The organism is Dietzia sp. SLG310A2-38A2 (genome assembly GCF_014145095.1).
GTDB lineage: Bacteria > Actinomycetota > Actinomycetes > Mycobacteriales > Mycobacteriaceae > Dietzia.
Genome location: NZ_JAALDX010000072.1, coordinates 1 through 15,572, shown reverse-complemented (window position 1 = coordinate 15,572; position 15,572 = coordinate 1). Strand labels below are relative to the sequence as shown.

The 15,572-nt window shown below is 69.5% G+C and carries 13 protein-coding genes; 3 read left to right on the top strand and 10 right to left on the bottom strand.

Annotated features, from left to right (window positions below):
* On the top strand, positions 1-1,282 hold a 1,282-nt coding region (locus tag G6027_RS03085), incomplete at its 5' end, for an alkaline phosphatase family protein (protein ID WP_182635316.1).
* A gap of 110 nt (positions 1,283-1,392) precedes the next feature.
* Here G6027_RS03085 and aspS read toward each other — a convergent pair.
* Complete coding sequence (gene aspS / locus G6027_RS03080; protein ID WP_182635315.1) at positions 1,393-3,195, bottom strand: aspartate--tRNA ligase; 1,803 nt, start codon at positions 3,193-3,195, stop codon at positions 1,393-1,395.
* Positions 3,196-3,441: 246 nt separating this feature from the next.
* Between aspS and G6027_RS03075 the strand changes: the two genes are divergently transcribed.
* Positions 3,442-4,356: a neutral zinc metallopeptidase gene (locus tag G6027_RS03075; RefSeq protein ID WP_182635314.1), complete on the top strand. Its 915-nt coding sequence runs from the start codon at positions 3,442-3,444 to the stop codon at positions 4,354-4,356.
* A 16-nt stretch (positions 4,357-4,372) separates the two neighbouring features.
* Here the strand turns inward: G6027_RS03075 and hisS are convergent, their stop codons facing one another.
* A complete protein-coding gene (gene hisS / locus G6027_RS03070) occupies positions 4,373-5,653 on the bottom strand; it encodes a histidine--tRNA ligase (protein ID WP_182635313.1) in 1,281 nt (426 codons plus the stop codon).
* Between the two features lie 48 nt (positions 5,654-5,701).
* Positions 5,702-6,367, bottom strand: a complete 666-nt coding sequence (locus G6027_RS03065) for an MBL fold metallo-hydrolase (RefSeq protein ID WP_182635312.1) — start codon at positions 6,365-6,367, stop codon at positions 5,702-5,704.
* 204 nt (positions 6,368-6,571) lie between these two features.
* Here G6027_RS03065 and G6027_RS03060 point away from each other — a divergent pair, with 204 nt between their 5' ends.
* Complete coding sequence (locus tag G6027_RS03060) at positions 6,572-7,501, top strand: peptidylprolyl isomerase (protein ID WP_182635311.1); 930 nt, start codon at positions 6,572-6,574, stop codon at positions 7,499-7,501.
* A 23-nt stretch (positions 7,502-7,524) separates the two neighbouring features.
* Here the strand turns inward: G6027_RS03060 and G6027_RS03055 are convergent, their stop codons facing one another.
* From G6027_RS03055 to ruvA, 7 genes are all read right to left on the bottom strand, one after another.
* On the bottom strand, positions 7,525-9,888 hold the full coding sequence (locus tag G6027_RS03055) for a bifunctional (p)ppGpp synthetase/guanosine-3',5'-bis(diphosphate) 3'-pyrophosphohydrolase (protein ID WP_182635310.1): 2,364 nt from the start codon (positions 9,886-9,888) through the stop codon (positions 7,525-7,527).
* Positions 9,889-9,933: 45 nt separating this feature from the next.
* Positions 9,934-10,491: an adenine phosphoribosyltransferase gene (locus tag G6027_RS03050; RefSeq protein WP_182635309.1), complete on the bottom strand. Its 558-nt coding sequence runs from the start codon at positions 10,489-10,491 to the stop codon at positions 9,934-9,936.
* Positions 10,488-11,552, bottom strand: coding sequence for a protein translocase subunit SecF (gene secF, locus G6027_RS03045; RefSeq protein ID WP_182635308.1), 1,065 nt, complete (start codon positions 11,550-11,552; stop codon positions 10,488-10,490). Before secF ends, G6027_RS03050 begins: the two co-directional genes overlap by 4 nt.
* Positions 11,549-13,210, bottom strand: a complete 1,662-nt coding sequence (gene secD, locus G6027_RS03040) for a protein translocase subunit SecD (protein WP_182635307.1) — start codon at positions 13,208-13,210, stop codon at positions 11,549-11,551. The genes secF and secD overlap by 4 nt, the downstream gene beginning before the upstream one ends.
* A 147-nt stretch (positions 13,211-13,357) precedes the next feature.
* Positions 13,358-13,663 carry a preprotein translocase subunit YajC gene (yajC, locus tag G6027_RS03035; RefSeq protein WP_182635306.1) on the bottom strand — a complete coding sequence of 102 codons (306 nt, stop codon included), beginning with the start codon at positions 13,661-13,663 and terminating at the stop codon, positions 13,358-13,360.
* Between the two features lie 96 nt (positions 13,664-13,759).
* Positions 13,760-14,875, bottom strand: coding sequence for a Holliday junction branch migration DNA helicase RuvB (ruvB, locus tag G6027_RS03030; RefSeq protein WP_241726757.1), 1,116 nt, complete (start codon positions 14,873-14,875; stop codon positions 13,760-13,762).
* Entirely contained in the window at positions 14,875-15,474 is a 600-nt protein-coding gene (gene ruvA / locus G6027_RS03025; RefSeq protein ID WP_182635305.1) for a Holliday junction branch migration protein RuvA, read from the bottom strand. The genes ruvB and ruvA overlap by 1 nt, the downstream gene beginning before the upstream one ends.
* Positions 15,475-15,572: the final 98 nt, after the last annotated feature.

Sequence of the window (15,572 nt, the reverse complement as noted above, 5' to 3'; positions counted from 1 at the left end):
CCACGGCCCCACCCTGACCCGTCGGGAGGCACTGGCCGGGGCCGGTGTGGTCGCCGCTGCGGGCGCGGTGGGGGTCACCCTGCTCGCCGACCCGGCTCCGGTCTGGGCCAACCCCACGCGACCGGTCGCCGACGACCTCGACGTCTACGTCCTGGTCACCGACGGCATGCGGCCCGACGAGCTCAACCCCGTGCAGGCCCCCACGCTGCACCGGTGGGCCTCGGAGGGGACCAGGTTCACCGACGCGTCCTCGGTGATGATCGCCGAGACGCTCCCCAACCATGCGGCGATGGTCACCGGCGTCCTGCCCGAGCGCAACGGGGTTCCCGCCAACTCGATCTGGGACCACGCCGCCGGCACCGACAGGACGCTCGACCGGCCCGAGGATCTCCGCGCGCCGACCGTGCTCGACCGGATCCGCACCGAGGCGGGCCTGACCACCGCGAGCGTGCTCAGCAAGGACTACCTCCACGGCCTGTTCGGTGGGCGCGCGAGCGTGCAGTGGGCGCCGTTCCCACTCGTGCCCATCACCGACCACTCCCTTGACTGGTTCACCGTCGAGGCCCTCAAGCAGACCATCACCGACCACTCTCCCCGGATGACCTTCGTCAACCTCGGTGACATGGACCGCTTCGGCCATATGGACCTGTCGGGGACCTCACTGCGCTTGGCGCGCAACCAGGCGGTCGCCAATTCCGATCACAAGCTCTGGGATCTCGAACAGTTCCTCCGCTCGACCGGCCGCTGGGAGCGCTCGGTGGTCATCGTCCTGGCCGATCACGGGATGGACTGGTCGGAGCCTCTGAGACTGATCAGTGCAGCCGGGGCTATCGAGGCGGACGCGGCGATCCGTGGGCGGTTCGGCATTGCCCAGAACGGCGGGGCGGACACGTTCGCCTACCTCGGGCCCGCGCACGAGCGCGACGCCTCGCTGCGGCGACTTCGTGAGGTCGTCGGTGCGCTCCCGGGTGTCAACCGCCTCTACGACCCGGCAGAGCTCTCCCTGGGCGAGCGGGGTGGCGACCTGGTGGCCACGTGCCATCCCGGTTGGCGCTTCTCCGACCCCACCCCGTTCTCCAACCCGATCCCCGGCAACCACGGACACGAGGTCACCCTGGGGATTCCGTTCTTCATCGGTGGCGGGCACCGGGTCGTGCGTCGCGGCGCCACCGTCGACCGCCCGGTCCGCACCCTCGACGTGGCGCCGACCGTTGCTCGGCTGTTCGGCCTCGACCACGCGGGGATGGACGGCCGCCCGGCGCTCGAGGCGTTCCACCTCTGACTCACGGGCCGGTAGCGCGGAGTCGGTCCCACGACGGGGCCCGCAGCCCTCTCATGGACAGAGGACCGCGGGCCCGGTCTACGGCGGCGGATGCCCGCTCGCTTGTGCTGCTACTCCATTGAGGCCTGCTCCGCCTGCGTGCCCTTGCCGCGCTGCGCCGGCGCGGCGTCGATCCCTGACTCCTTGCGCTGTTGCGTGGTGATAGGTGCGGGAGCATCGGTCAGCGGGTCGACTCCGCCGCCGGACTTGGGGAACGCGATGACGTCGCGGATGGAGTCGGTGCGGGCCAGCAGCGCACAGATGCGGTCCCAACCGAACGCGATGCCGCCGTGCGGCGGGGCGCCGTAGGAGAAGGCGTCGAGCAGGAAGCCGAACTTCTCCTGCGCCTCCTCCTGCGAGATGCCCATGACGCCGAACACCCGCTCCTGGACGTCCTTGCGGTGGATGCGGATGGACCCGCCCCCGATCTCGTTGCCGTTGCACACGATGTCGTAGGCGTACGCCAGGGCAGATCCCGGGTCGGTGTCGAAGGTGTCGAGGTGCTCCGGCTTCGGCGAGGTGAACGCGTGGTGCACGGCGGTCCACGCCCCCGAGCCCACCGCCACGTCACCGGCGGCCGTGGCATCGTCGGCGGGCTCGAACATCGGGGCGTCGACCACCCAGGTGAACGCCCACGCCTCCGGGTCGATCAGTCCGAGTTTGTCCGCGATCTCGCCGCGTGCGGCACCGAGGAGCGCACGGGTGGACTTGACCGCCCCGGCGCCGAAGAAGACGCAGTCTCCGGGCTCGGCGCCCACGTGGGCGGCGATCCCGGCGCGCTCCGCGTCCGACAGATTCTTGGCGACCGGTCCGCCCAGCTCGCCGTCCTGTCCGACGAGGATGTACGCCAGCCCCTTGGCTCCGCGCTGCTTGGCCCACTCCTGCCAGGCGTCGAGCTGACGACGGGGCTGCGACGCCCCGCCCTTCATGACCACCGCGCCGACGTACGGGGCCTTGAACACCCGGAACGGGGTGTCGGCGAAGAACTCGGTGCACTCGACCAGTTCGATGTCGAAGCGCAGGTCCGGCTTGTCCGAACCGAAGCGACGCATCGCCTCGTCGTAGGTCATGCGCGGGATCGGCGTGGTGATCTGGTAGCCGGCCGTGGCCCACACCTCGGAGAGGATCTCCTCCGCGATCGCGATCACGTCGTCCTGGTCGACGAAGCTCATCTCCACGTCCAGCTGCGTGAACTCCGGCTGGCGGTCCGCACGGAAATCCTCGTCCCGGTAGCAGCGGGCGATCTGGTAGTACTTCTCCATCCCGGCCACCATGAGGAGCTGCTTGAACAGCTGCGGCGACTGTGGGAGAGCGTAGAACGTGCCCGGCTGGAGGCGCGCGGGCACGAGGAAGTCGCGTGCGCCCTCGGGGGTCGACCGGGTGAGCGTGGGCGTCTCGATCTCCACGAAATCGTGGCGGGCCATGACGCCCCGTGCGGCGGTGTTGACCTTCGACCGCAGCCGTAGCGCGGCCCCGGGCCCCTCACGCCGGAGGTCGAGGTAGCGGTGACGAAGGCGCGCTTCCTCGCCCACCTCGTCGTCGAGCTGGAACGGCAGGGCCGCGGCCTCACCGAGCACCTCGAACGAGACCACGTCGACCTCGACCTCACCCGAGGCGAGGTTCGGGTTCTCCGACCCCTCGGGGCGGCGGTCGACGACCCCGGTGACGGAGACGCAGAACTCGTTCCGGAGACGGTGCGCACGCTCGGCGATCTCCTCGGAGCGGAACACCACCTGGCACACACCGGTGGAGTCACGGAGGTCGACGAAGATGACCCCGCCGTGATCCCGGCGGCGCGCGACCCAGCCGGCCAGGGTGACGGTGTCCCCGGCGTCGGCGGCTCGGAGCTGGCCGGCGGAATGGGTGCGCAGCACTGCGGTGGTCCTCTCGTCGGAAAAGCGGGGTGGTCGGCGAACGGCGATCGGACCCACCGCGGCTCGTGCGGTCGGCCCCGGGTTCGGACGACGCACAGTCTACGTCCACCCGTCGGCGATCCCCGTGTCGGCTGCGACCGGCCCCCCGCGACCAATAGAGTGTCGACCACTACGGTGCTCTTCCGGATCGGGGTGTCGCGGAGCGCACGGGCGGGACGGAACCCCGCGGAGGGGAAGGCGGCGGACATGACGTTCCGGCAGAGCGGGAGCCTGGACACCAGCGGGGTCTCCGGCGCGGGCCGCGGTGGTCGAGGGGGTCGCCGGGGGGTGGCGGTCGGTGGAGGTGTCGGCGGCCTCGCCGTCGTCCTGGTCGCCCTCTTCCTCGGGGTCGACCCGGGACTACTCGGCCTGGATCAGGGCGACGGCGGCCGGGGCCAGACCTCCGACTCGGCGCAGCAGTTCCAGACCCACATCGACCAGTGCGACCTCGGGCAGGCCAACACGGACACTGTCTGCCGGATCGTCGCCACCACGGAAAGCCTCGAGGACGTCTGGGGCACACAACTCCCCGACCAGGCCAGGATGCGGTGGGTCCAGCCTCACACCACCATCTTCACCGGTGACGTCGACACCGCCTGCGGCGCGGCCTCCTCCGACGTCGGGCCGTTCTACTGCCCGGCCGACCAGGACGTCTATATCGACCCGCCCTTCTTCGACGAGGTCATGGTCGGTCGGCTCGGGGGATCGCCCGCCGGCGCGGCCCAGATGTACGTGGTCGCGCACGAGTTCGGGCACCACCTCCAGACGATGCTCGGTGACATCCGCCGCTCCCAGCAGGATCCACAGGGCGCGTCGTCGGGCGCGGTCAGGGTCGAGCTCCAGGCCGACTGCTACGCCGGGCTGTGGGCCCACTACGCCACCTCGACCCCCGCCCCCGGCGGCGCGGAGCCACTGCTCGAGAGCCTGACCCCGGGTGACGTGGACGCGATCATCCAGACCGCCGAGGCTATCGGGGACGACCACATCCAGAGGTCCGGCGGCGCCCGGGTCGACCCCGACTCGTGGACCCACGGCTCGTCGGAGATGCGGCGCCAGTGGTTCCTGACCGGTTACGACCAGGGATCCATGCAGGCCTGCGACACCTTCGGCGTGCGGTTGTAGCCCCGGCGGGGACGGATCAGGGAGTGACGAGACCCGTGACGTGGGGGACGACCGAGTCCAGCGGGACCGGGGTCTGGTCACCCGTGGCCATCGTCTTGACCACCACGGTGCCCGACGCCAGCTCGTTCTCACCCACGACAAGGGTGACAGCGGCGCCCGACCGGTCGGCCGCTTTGAACGCGCCCTTCATGCCGCGGTCGCCGTAGGCCATGTCGGCGCGGAGACCGGCGCGACGGCACTCGGCCAGCACGGGCACCAGCGCGGCCCTGGCCGGAGCGCCGAGCGCGACGCCGTACACGTCCACCCGACCGCCCGCGGCATGGTCGATCCCCTCCGCCTGCAGCGCGAGCATCGTGCGGTCGACGCCGATGCCGAACCCGATGCCGGACAGAGCCTGTCCGCCGAGCTGCTCCATCAATCCGTCGTAGCGTCCGCCACCGCCGATCCCGGACTGGGCGCCGAGTCCGTCGTGGACGAACTCGAACGTGGTCTTGGTGTAGTAGTCCAGGCCGCGGACCATCCGGGGATTGACCTCGTAGGCCACGCCGAGCGCGTCGAGGTGCGACCGGACCTCGGCGAAGTGCGCGGCGCTCCCCTCGGAGAGGTGGTCGATCATCAGCGGGGCGCCCGAGAGCTGCCCACGGACCTCCGGGCGCTTGTCGTCGAGGACGCGCAGCGGGTTGACCCGTGCACGTTCCCGGGTGGCCTCGTCGAGGTCCAGCCCGGCGAGGAACGCCTGCAGCCGTTCCCGGTACGCGGGCCGGCAGGAGTCGTCCCCGAGCGAGGTGAGCTCCAGCCGGAACCCGGTCAACCCGAGGGAGCGGAAGGCCTCGTCCGCCACCGCGATCACCTCGGCGTCGAGGGCGGGGTCGTCGATCCCGATCGCCTCGATGCCGACCTGCTGCAACTGCCGGTACCGACCGGCCTGGGGACGTTCGTAGCGGAAGAACGGGCCGGCGTAACAGAGCTTGACCGGGAGCTGACCGCGGTCCAGCCCGTTCTCGATGACCGAACGCATTACGCCGGCGGTCCCCTCGGGCCGGAGGGTGACGCTCCGGCCGCCACGGTCTTCGAACGTGTACATCTCCTTGGAGACGACGTCGGTGGACTCCCCCACGCCGCGGGCGAACAGCGCGGTGTCCTCGAAGATCGGCAGCTCGATGTGCCCGTAGCCCGCCCGCCGGGCGGCGGAGGTGATCGCATCCCGGACCGCGACGAACCCGGTCGAGGTCGGGGGAACGTAGTCGGGCACCCCCTTCGGTGCCTTGAGCGCGGACTTCTTCTGGGTGCCGGTCACGTGTGGTGGATCCTTGCGTCTCTCGGTGGGTGGTTCGGGGAAGGCGTTCTAGAGGTCACGCAGGAACGGGTTGGACCGCCGTTCCCGGCCGACGGTGGTGGAGGGGCCGTGCCCGGGGAGCACGACCGAGTCGTCGTCCAGCGTGAGGAACTTCTTGGAGATCGACTGCATGAGGACATCGGTGTCACCCGCGGGCAGATCGGTGCGCCCGACCCCGTCCTGGAACAACACGTCGCCCCCGAGCACGACCGTTCGCCGTCCCTCCTCGGTGTCGACCATGATCCGGAAGGACACCGACCCCGGGCTGTGTCCGGGGACGTGGTCCACATCGAAGGTCATCGACCCGAATCGCAGAGTGTCACCGTCGAACACCTCGATGACCTCCGCCGGCTCGGTGAAGGTGATGTCCTTGAGCATGGCGGACAGGTCGAGCGAGAGGCCCTGGCCCGGATCGGAGAGCATCACGCGGTCCTCCGGGTGGATGTACGCAGCCACGCCGTAGTGGTCCGCGACCTGCTGGGCGTTCCAGATGTGGTCCAGGTGGCCGTGGGTCAGGAGGACCGCTCGGGGCCTCAGCCCCGCCTCGGAGACCTGCCGCCGCACCTGTTCCTCGGCGTCCTGGCCCGGATCGACGATCACGCAGTCCCCTGCGGCGTCGGACACGATGTAGCAGTTGGTCTGGAACATCCCTGCCGGGAACCCGATGATCTGCACGTCCCGTACTCCCTTCCTCGATCGCCCACGACGTCCGTCGCGGACCCCCGGGCCGACTGGGCGGTACACCGGAGTGGTGCACAGCAGTCTCGGCCCGACCTGGTAGACAAGACCCCTGGGCTGGAGCGCTGTGGTCTGCTCTACCAGTCCCCACCGCGGCTTCAGCCGACTGTTCCAGCCTAGTCCAGGTACCCAGGAGGGTCAGTGTCCACCAATCAGGAACGCCGAGCAGAGGCGCGTCAACGCCTGCGCGAGCAGATGGAGGCGCAGGCCCGTCGTGAGAAGCAACTCAAGATTGTCGCGGCGTCGGTCGTCGTCGCGGTCCTGTTGGGGATCGTCGGGGTGGTCGCCTGGATCAACTACGACCGCAAGCGTGCCGAGGAGTACGCCGCGAACTGGCTGACCTGCGAGTACCCCACCGATACTGAAACCCCCGAGCCCCTCGATCCCGCCGAGTTCGAGGACCAGGGCGCCGAGGTGGTGGCGGAGGTCGAAGAGTTCAACGCACAGGTCGAGACCATCGACGACACCAAGCGTGACGCCGAGCCACCGTCGGGTGACCAGGCCAGGCAGGGCATCGCGGAGATCACCATCACCACCGATCGCGGTGAGATCCCCCTCACGCTCGATCGCTCCGGAGCCCCCTGCAACGTCGCGAGCTTCGTCCACCTCACCGAGCAGCGGTACTTCGACGACACCGAGTGTCATCGTCTGACCGTCTCGGAGGAGGACCCGGGTCTGTCTGTCCTGCAGTGCGGTGACCCGACGGGCACCGGCCTGTCCGGGCCCGGTTACTCCGTGGTGGACGAGCCCCCCGCGGCCGACGCCCTCGAGCTCGCCGACGACGGTTCGGGCGCCGCCATCTACCCCCGTGGAACCGTCGCCATGGCCAAGTCACAGGCCCCCGACAGTGCCGGCAGCCAGTTCTTCCTGGTGTATGAGGACTCCGCCCTTCCGCCGGAGTACACCGTCATGGGGACGGTCGGCGAGTCGGGCCTCGAGGTCCTCGACGACATCGCCGAGACCGGTGTGAAGAGCGATGACCCGACCGACCGTGACAACCAGGTCCCGAGGCGCCCCGTCACGATCGAGACCGTGGTCGTCGACGCCCAGTCAGGCCTCCCCGAGAGGTGATCCCCGGGGCCGGACCACCCGGCTCAGTTCGATGTCATCCGGTTGACGTCGAAGACCCCCTCGACACCTCGGACCGTCTGGAGGACGTGTCCGAGGTGTTTTGGATCGGCCATCTCGAAGGTGAACCGAGAGATCGCCACTCGATCGTCCCCCGCCGTCTGGACGGACGCGGACAGGATGTTGACCTTCTCGTCCGCCAGCACCTTGGTCACGTCCGACAGGAGCCGGTGCCTGTCGAGTGCCTCCACCTGGATCGCCACCAGGAACACCGCCCCGGGCTGGGGTGCCCATTCGACCTTGACCAGCCTTTCGGGCTCCCGGTGCAGGTCGGAGGCGTTGGTGCAGTCGGTGCGGTGGACGCTCACCGTGCCACCGCGGGTGATGAACCCGAGCACCTCGTCGCCGGGTACCGGCATGCAGCAACGCGCGAGCTTGGCGTGTACGTCCTTCACCCCGCCCACGAGGATCCCGGGGCCCGCGGGCGCGGGCCGGTTCGACGTGATGTTCTTGTCCCGTGAGCGGTCCGCCAGCTCCTCGGTGACCTCGTCGACTCCCCCGTGGGCGGCGACGAGCCGACCCACGATCTGCTTGGCGGAGACGTGGTTCTCCCCGATCGCCGTGTAGAGGGCGGTGACGTCGGCGAATCCCAGTTCCCGTGCGACGCCGGCGAGCGACTCGTTGGAGAAGACCCGGTGTACGGGCACTCCCCCGCGCCGTACCTCGCGGGTGATGAGGTCCTTGCCGCGTTCGAGCGCCTCTTCCCGCCGCTCCTTGGCGAACCACTGGCGGATCGAACTCTTGGCCCGACCGGACACGACGAACTTCTGCCAGTCCAGACTGGGGCCGGCGTTGGGGTCCTTGGAGGTGAAGACCTCGACGACCTCGCCGTTCTCCAGCGGCTTCTCGAGCGCGACGAGTTTGCCGTTGACGCGCGCACCGATGCACCGGTGGCCGACCTCGGTGTGGACCGCGTACGCGAAGTCCACGGGCGTCGCGCCGACGGGGAGATTGATCACGTCGCCCTTCGGCGTGAAGACGAAGATCTCCTTGCTGGTCATCTCGAAACGCAGCGAGTCGAGGAACTCCCCCGGATCGGCGGCTTCACGCTGCCAGCTCAGCAGTTGGCGCATCCACGCCATCTCGTCCACCTCGGCGGGGTCGCCGTGATGTTTGCCGCGAGTCTCCTTGTACCGCCAGTGCGCCGCGATCCCGTACTCGGCGTTGCGGTGCATCTCGTGGGTCCGGATCTGGATCTCCAACGGTTTGCCGTCGGGCCCGATCACGGTGGTGTGGAGTGAGCGGTAGACGCCGAACCGGGGTTGGGCGATGTAGTCCTTGAACCTCCCCGGCATCGGTTTCCAGGTGGAGTGGACCACGCCGATCGCGGCGTAACAGTCCCGCACGTCCTCACACAGCACCCGGATGCCGACCAGGTCGTGGATCTCGTCGAACTCGCGTCCCCGGACGATCATCTTCTGGTAGATCGACCAGTAGTGCTTGGGGCGGCCCTCGACCCGGGCCTGGATGTGCGCGTTCTCCAGTTCGGCTCGGACGCGGTTGATCACCGTGCCCAGGTACACGTCCCGACTGGGCGCCCGGTCGGCGACCAGTCGCACGATCTCCTGGTACTTCTTGGGCTCCAGGATCGCGAAGGCCAGGTCCTCGAGTTCCCATTTCACGGTGGCCATGCCGAGGCGGTGAGCCAACGGGGCGATCACCTCGAGGGTCTCGCGAGCCTTCTTGACCTGCTTCTCCGGAGGCAGGAAACGCATCGTTCGCATGTTGTGCAGGCGGTCGGCGACCTTGATCACCAGGACCCGAGGATCATGCGCCATCGCGATGATCATCTTGCGGATGGTCTCCGCTTCGGCTGCCTCACCGAAGTCGACCTTGTCCAGTTTGGTGACGCCGTTCACGAGGTGCGCGACCTCGTCCCCGAAATCCGAGGCGAGGGACTCAAGGGAGTAGTCGGTGTCCTCCACGGTGTCGTGCAGCAGCGCCGCGACGAGGGTGGTGGTGTCCATACCCATCTCGGCGCAGATGGTCGCCACCGCCAGTGGATGGGTGATGTAGGGGTCCCCCGACTTCCGGAACACCCCCTCGTGCTGGCGATCCGCGAGCGCATAGGCACGCGCGAGCAACCCCACGTCGGCCTTGGCGTGGTGGATCCGGTGCACACGGACCAGGGGCTCGAGGACGGCGGGTGTGGACGTCACCGTCAACCCGGAGGTGAGGCGACGAGCCCACCTGGCCCGGACGCGCCTGCCGGCGGAGGGGCGCGCACCCGGTATCACCGGGAGGGGCTGCGTGTTGGGTTGTGGCTGCTCCGCGGGCGCGGGCTGCGGGCCGGCGTCTGTGCCCGCGGCGGGATCCTGCCGATTGGTCATGCCGGCTCCTCCCTCCGGGTCCGATCCGTCAACGACGGGCGGTGGTCACGCGACCGTGAGGCAGGTCAGCGGTGTGCCGGCCAGTCTATCCCTACCCCCGAGGCCGGGGACCTCGAGCACCACGGACAACCCCGCCACCACGGCGCCGCAGTCTTCGAGGAGACCGACGGCCGCCCCGAGGGTGCCTCCCGTGGCCAGGACGTCGTCCACCACGAGCACCCGCTTCCCGCGGAGGTCGAGGCCGTCGGCGGGGAGCTCCAACGTCGCCGCCCCGTATTCGAGTTCGTACGAGCGTGAGTGCACCGGCGGTGGGAGCTTGCCCGCCTTGCGGATGGCCAGCACCCCGGTGTGCAGACGCACCGCGACCGCCCCGGCGAGCAGGAAGCCGCGGGCGTCCAGCCCCGCCACGTAGTCCACCGAGCCGATCTCGCGGCCCGCCACGAGCCCCGTGACCACGGCGGCGAAACCGTCGGGGTCGGCCAGAACCGGCGTGAGGTCGCAGAACTGCACACCGGCCGCCGGGAAGTCCTCGACCCTGCGCATCAATCTCTCGACGGCGGAGATGATCGCCGGCGACGGCTCTGTGACAGTGTGGTCCGTCATGCGGTGGCCCCGACCTTCTCCCGGCGGGCCAGGACCTTGGCGGTCTGGCGCTTCGTGGCGGGGTCGCGTTCCTTGAGGAGCACCAGCAGCGGTGTCGCGAGGAAGATCGACGAGAACGTCCCCGTGACGATCCCGACCACCTGGACGATGGCCAGGTCCAGCAGCGTGCCCACCCCGAGGATCCAGACCGCGATCACGAGCAGGGCCAGGAGCGGCAGGATCCCGATGATGGTGGTGTGGATGGACCTCATGAGCGTCTGGTTGACGGCGAGGTTGGCCTCCTCCGCATAGGTGCTGCTCGAGGAGTGTTTGGCTCCGCGGGTGTTCTCGTCCACCTTGTCGAACACGATCACCGTGTCGTAGAGGGAGAAGCCGAGGATGGTGAGCAGGCCGATGACCGTCGCGGGCGACACCTCGAACCCCAGGAGCGAGTAGATGCCGGCCGTGGTGATGACGTCGAAGAACAGCGCGACCACGCCCGCGACCGACATGCGCCACTCGAAGCGGAACGCCATGTAGCCGAAGACGATCGCGATGAACACGGCGAGGGCGATGATCATCTGCCGGGTGACCTGCCCGCCCCAGCTCTCACTGCGTGCGGAGTCACCGATGGCCTCGATGGAGACCTCACCGCTCGCGGCGACGGGCTGGAACTCCTCGACGAGTGCGAGCTTGGTCGCGTAGATCTCGTCACTGGTGAGGAACCCGGTCTCCACCTCGACGATGCGCGCGGCACCGGCACCGACGATCTGGACCGTCTGGGGCTCCTGTCCGAGTGCCTCCTCGACGACCGCGGCCACCCGGCCCTGGTCTGCGTCCCCGGCCGGCATCGTGAGCTTGGTGCCGCCGGTGAAGTCGATCCCGAAGGTGAACCCCCGGAAGATGATGCTCGCCAGGCAGATCGCGACGATCACACCGGTGAGGAGGAAGTACAGGCGGCGCCTCTGGACGATGCGGAACGCGCCGGTGCCGGTGTAGAGACGGTTGAACAGGCTCTCCGGCTGGTCGGGTCCCGTCGTGTCGGTCATGTCGGTGGTGTCGCTCGTTCCGGGGGCGCTCATCGGCCCTCCTCCTCGGAGTCGTCGCGGCGCGGCAGGATCATCGTCACGCCCGGGGTCGCCGGACCCGGATCCGAGGGCGGCCCGTCAGGACCACGCACGGTCGCCGACACGCCGCGGGTGCCACCGGAGCCCGAATCGGGTCCGGCCTTCTCGGCGTCCTGCTCGAGGCGGCGTCGCTCGGCGGAGTCGACCCGCAGTGCCTCCATCCGGCCGAGGCCGTTGGCCCATGGCTTGGTGAACAACGGCTTCGTGGAGGCCAGGTAGACCAGGGGCCACAGCACGGTGAAGGCCACGAGGACGTCCATGACGGTGCTCAGTGCCAGAGTGAAGGCGAAGCCGCGCACCTCACCGGTGGCCAGGAGGTACAGCACCACGGCGCCGATGAGACTCACCACGTTGCCGGTGATGATGGTGCGACTGGCGCTCTTCCACGCCCTGGGTACCGAGGATCTGAACCGGTGTCCGTCCCGGAGTTCGTCCTTGATCCTCTCGAAGAAGACGACGTAGGAGTCCGCGGTCATACCGATACCGATGATCAGGCCCGCCACACCGGCCAGGTCGAGGCTGTAGTCCACCGTGTAGCCGAGGAACACCAGCATCACGTAGGTGATCAGGAACGAGACGGCCAGGGAGAAGAAGGCGATCACGCCGAGGAGCCGGTAGTACAACACCGTGTAGAGGAACACGAGCAGGAACCCGATCGCGCCCGCGAGCAACCCGGCCTCGAGGGAGGCCAGGCCCAGCGAGGCGGGCACGTTGTCGACGTTCGGATCCTCGAAGGAGATCGGCAGCGCACCGAACCGGAGGTTCGCGGCGAGCGCCGCTGCCTCGTCCATCGTGAAGCTGCCGGTGATCGAGGTGGCCGATCCGACCGGTGTCACGCCCTGGACCACCGGGGCGCTGATGACCTCACCGTCGAGGAGGATGGCGATCTGACGCTGCAGGTACTCCTGTGTCAGTTGCGACCACGTGGCACTGCCCTGCTGGCCGGGGCCCGCGTTGAAGCGGAACGAGACCTCGTTCTGGCCGGCCTGTTGGCTGAATCCGGAGCCCACCGAGTCCTTGACGATCTGTTGGCCGTCGAGGCGCTCCCCGTCCTCCGGTTCACCGACGAGCAACGGCACGGGGCCGAGTACGTACTTCGCCCCCTCGCCGCACGCGATCAACGCCTGCGCCTGGTCCTCGAAGCCCGCGGTGATCTCCCTCTCGGGGCACCGGAACTCCGGGAGGCGCTGGGCGAGCTCCTGGGGATCGCCCTGCCGGACCTCGAGGGCCTCCTCCACCGCCCGGGCGACCGCCTCTCGGTCACCGACCGCGGCATCGACGGGTTCGACGTCCCCCTCGGCGACCGGCTGGACCTCGAGGACGGGGCGGATCGTCAGCTGCGAGGTGGTTCCTAGGTCGCGGGCCTGGCTCGAGTCCTCGCCGGGCACCGTGAGGACGATGTTGCTCCCCTCGATGACCACCGAAGTCCCGGCCACGCCGAGGCCGTCCACCCGATCGCGGATGATGTCCTGGGCCAGACGCAGATCCTGCTCATCCGGCTGCCCGATCGGGATCAGCGTGACCCGGGTGCCGCCCTGGAGGTCGATGCCGAGCTTGGGTGTGAGGCCTCTCTCGGCCACGGCGAATGCTGCGAGGAAGAGGACGAAAAACACCAGGGAGAAGGCGGACAGTAGGGCCCAGGGCCTGGGGCGGGCATCTACGCGTCGAGAACGGACTGGTGACACAGGGGATCTCTCTCGGTCTTCAGCAGAGGCCTCCGGCTGGACGGCCCCATCACACTACTCGTCGGTAGGTGCGAGTCAGGAACCAGCGCCGTCCGTCCCGGCGGCCGGTCCGGGGGAGGTACCGGGGTCGAGCTTCTCCCGGATCACCCTGCGGTCCCACTGCGTCCGGACCCCGGGGGCGATCTCCAGGACCAGGCTCTCCTCCGCGACCGACACCACGGACGCGTGCAGTCCCGAGGTGGTGAGCACCTGATCGCCGACCGTGAGGGAGGCCTGCATCTCCTGCAGCTCCTTCATCGCCCGTCGCTGCTTGGAACTCTGGAAGAACATCAGCGCGACGAGCGCGATGATCATCACGGGCAGCAGCAGTTCCAGTCCCATACGGGGTCCTCTCGGCTCTGGACCCGTCGGTTCGGGGTCCGAAGGTGTCGGGTCCGGGCGTCGGACCGGTCTCGTTCGAGGATGCCACCTGCGTCGTCACCCGCGCGGGCCGGGTCCCGTCTCGGTCTCCACCGGCAGCATCGGTTCCTCCGGGTCGCGATCCGCGCGGCGCAGTCCCAGGTGTTCCCACGCCGCCGCGGTGGCCACCCGTCCGCGGGGGGTGCGGGCGAGCAACCCGGCACGGACGAGAAAGGGCTCGCAGACCTCCTCCAGCGTGCTCGACTCCTCCCCCACGGCCACCGCGAGCGTGCTCAGACCGACAGGCCCGCCCTCGTGTTGGACCAGCAGCGCACGCAGGACCGCACGGTCGAGCCGGTCCAGGCCCAACTCGTCCACCTCGTAGACGCGGAGCGCCGCGCGCGCGACGGGGACCGTGACCCGCCCGTCCGCCCGGACCTCCGCGTAGTCGCGCACGCGACGGAGCAGGCGGTTGGCTATCCGGGGCGTCCCGCGGGAGCGCCCGGCGATCTCCACCGCCGCCTCCGGCTCCACGGGGATCTCGAGGATCTGGGCCGCCCGCGAGACGATCCGGGCCAGGTCGGCGTCCGAGTAGAAGTCCATGTGCGCGGTGAACCCGAAGCGATCCCGCAACGGGCCGGTGAGCGCACCCGACCGCGTGGTGGCCCCGACCAGCGTGAACGGAGCGATCTCAAGGGGAATCGAGGTGGCACCGGGCCCCTTGCCCACCATGATGTCGATCCGGAAATCCTCCATGGCGAGGTACAGCATCTCCTCCGCCGGGCGCGCGATGCGGTGGATCTCGTCGATGAACAGCACGTCGCCCTCGATGAGGTTGGAGAGCATGGCGGCGAGATCTCCCGGCCGCTCGAGGGCGGGCCCGGAAGTGATGCGGAGCGACCCGCCGAGCTCGGCCGCCACGATCATGGCGAGGCTGGTCTTTCCCAGGCCCGGCGGACCGGAGAACAACAGGTGGTCCGGGACCACACCGCGACGGGTCGCCGCCGTGAGAACCAGGTCGAGTTGTTCACGGACCGTCTCCTGGCCGATGAACTCCCCCAGGCTCCGCGGACGCAGGGCGCCCTCGACATCGGAGTCGAACGGGGTCGACGTCGCGGACAGCTCGGCGTCCACGCCGTCACCGGCGCCCGGGGCGTAAGCATCCCCGACCCCGTCCCCGTACGGCCCCGTCATCAGCGCCTACCGAGCGAACGTAGCGCCAACCGCAGCGCTTCCGCCGGGCCGAGGTCCGGATCGGTCGACAGGACGGCGGTGGCGGCCTTCTCCGCCTCGGTGACGGAGAAACCCAGTCCCTCGAGGGCCCCGGCCACCTCGGTCGCCGCCGGGGGTGCCTGCAGCCCCGGACCGTCGCCGATCCCCCCGGAGTCGCGGACGGGACCGACCTTGTCCTTGAGTTCGAGCACCATCCGCTCGGCGGTGCGCTTGCCCACCCCGGGCACACGCGTGAGCGCCTTGACGTCCTCGGTCCCCAGCGCCCTCACCAGTTGGTCGGGCTCGAGGGTGGCCACGATCGCCAGAGCGAGCCGCGGGCCCACGCCGGAAACAGTCTGCACCGTCGAGAAGAGGCGGCGAGCGTCCACGGAGTCGAAGCCGTAGAGCGTCAGGGAGTCCTCGCGCACGACCAGCTCCGTGTGCAGCGTGCCCTCCTCGCCCCGCCGCAAGCCCGCGAGCGCGGCCGGCGTCGCATGGACCAGGACGCCGACACCGCCGGCCTCCACCACGCAGCGGTCCAGACCGATCTCGGCCACCGTCCCCCTGATCGAGGCGATCACCAGCGCACTCCCTTCGTTCGAGCCATTGCCCGTGCCGCCGCCCGGGCGCGTACCTGATCGGCGGAGCCGGTCCCACCCCGCGTCCGGTCGGCGTCGGC

Excerpts from the sequence above, each read along its gene's own strand:
- G6027_RS03075 (WP_182635314.1), top strand. The coding sequence starts at position 3,442 with ATGACGTTCCGGCAGAGCGGGAGCCTGGACACCAGCGGGGTCTCCGGC.
- G6027_RS03055 (WP_182635310.1), bottom strand. The coding sequence starts at position 9,888 with ATGACCAATCGGCAGGATCCCGCCGCGGGCACAGACGCCGGCCCGCAG.
- G6027_RS03050 (WP_182635309.1), bottom strand. The coding sequence starts at position 10,491 with ATGACGGACCACACTGTCACAGAGCCGTCGCCGGCGATCATCTCCGCC.
- secF (WP_182635308.1), bottom strand. The coding sequence starts at position 11,552 with ATGAGCGCCCCCGGAACGAGCGACACCACCGACATGACCGACACGACG.
- yajC (WP_182635306.1), bottom strand. The coding sequence starts at position 13,663 with ATGGGACTGGAACTGCTGCTGCCCGTGATGATCATCGCGCTCGTCGCG.
- ruvB (WP_241726757.1), bottom strand. The coding sequence starts at position 14,875 with ATGACGGGGCCGTACGGGGACGGGGTCGGGGATGCTTACGCCCCGGGC.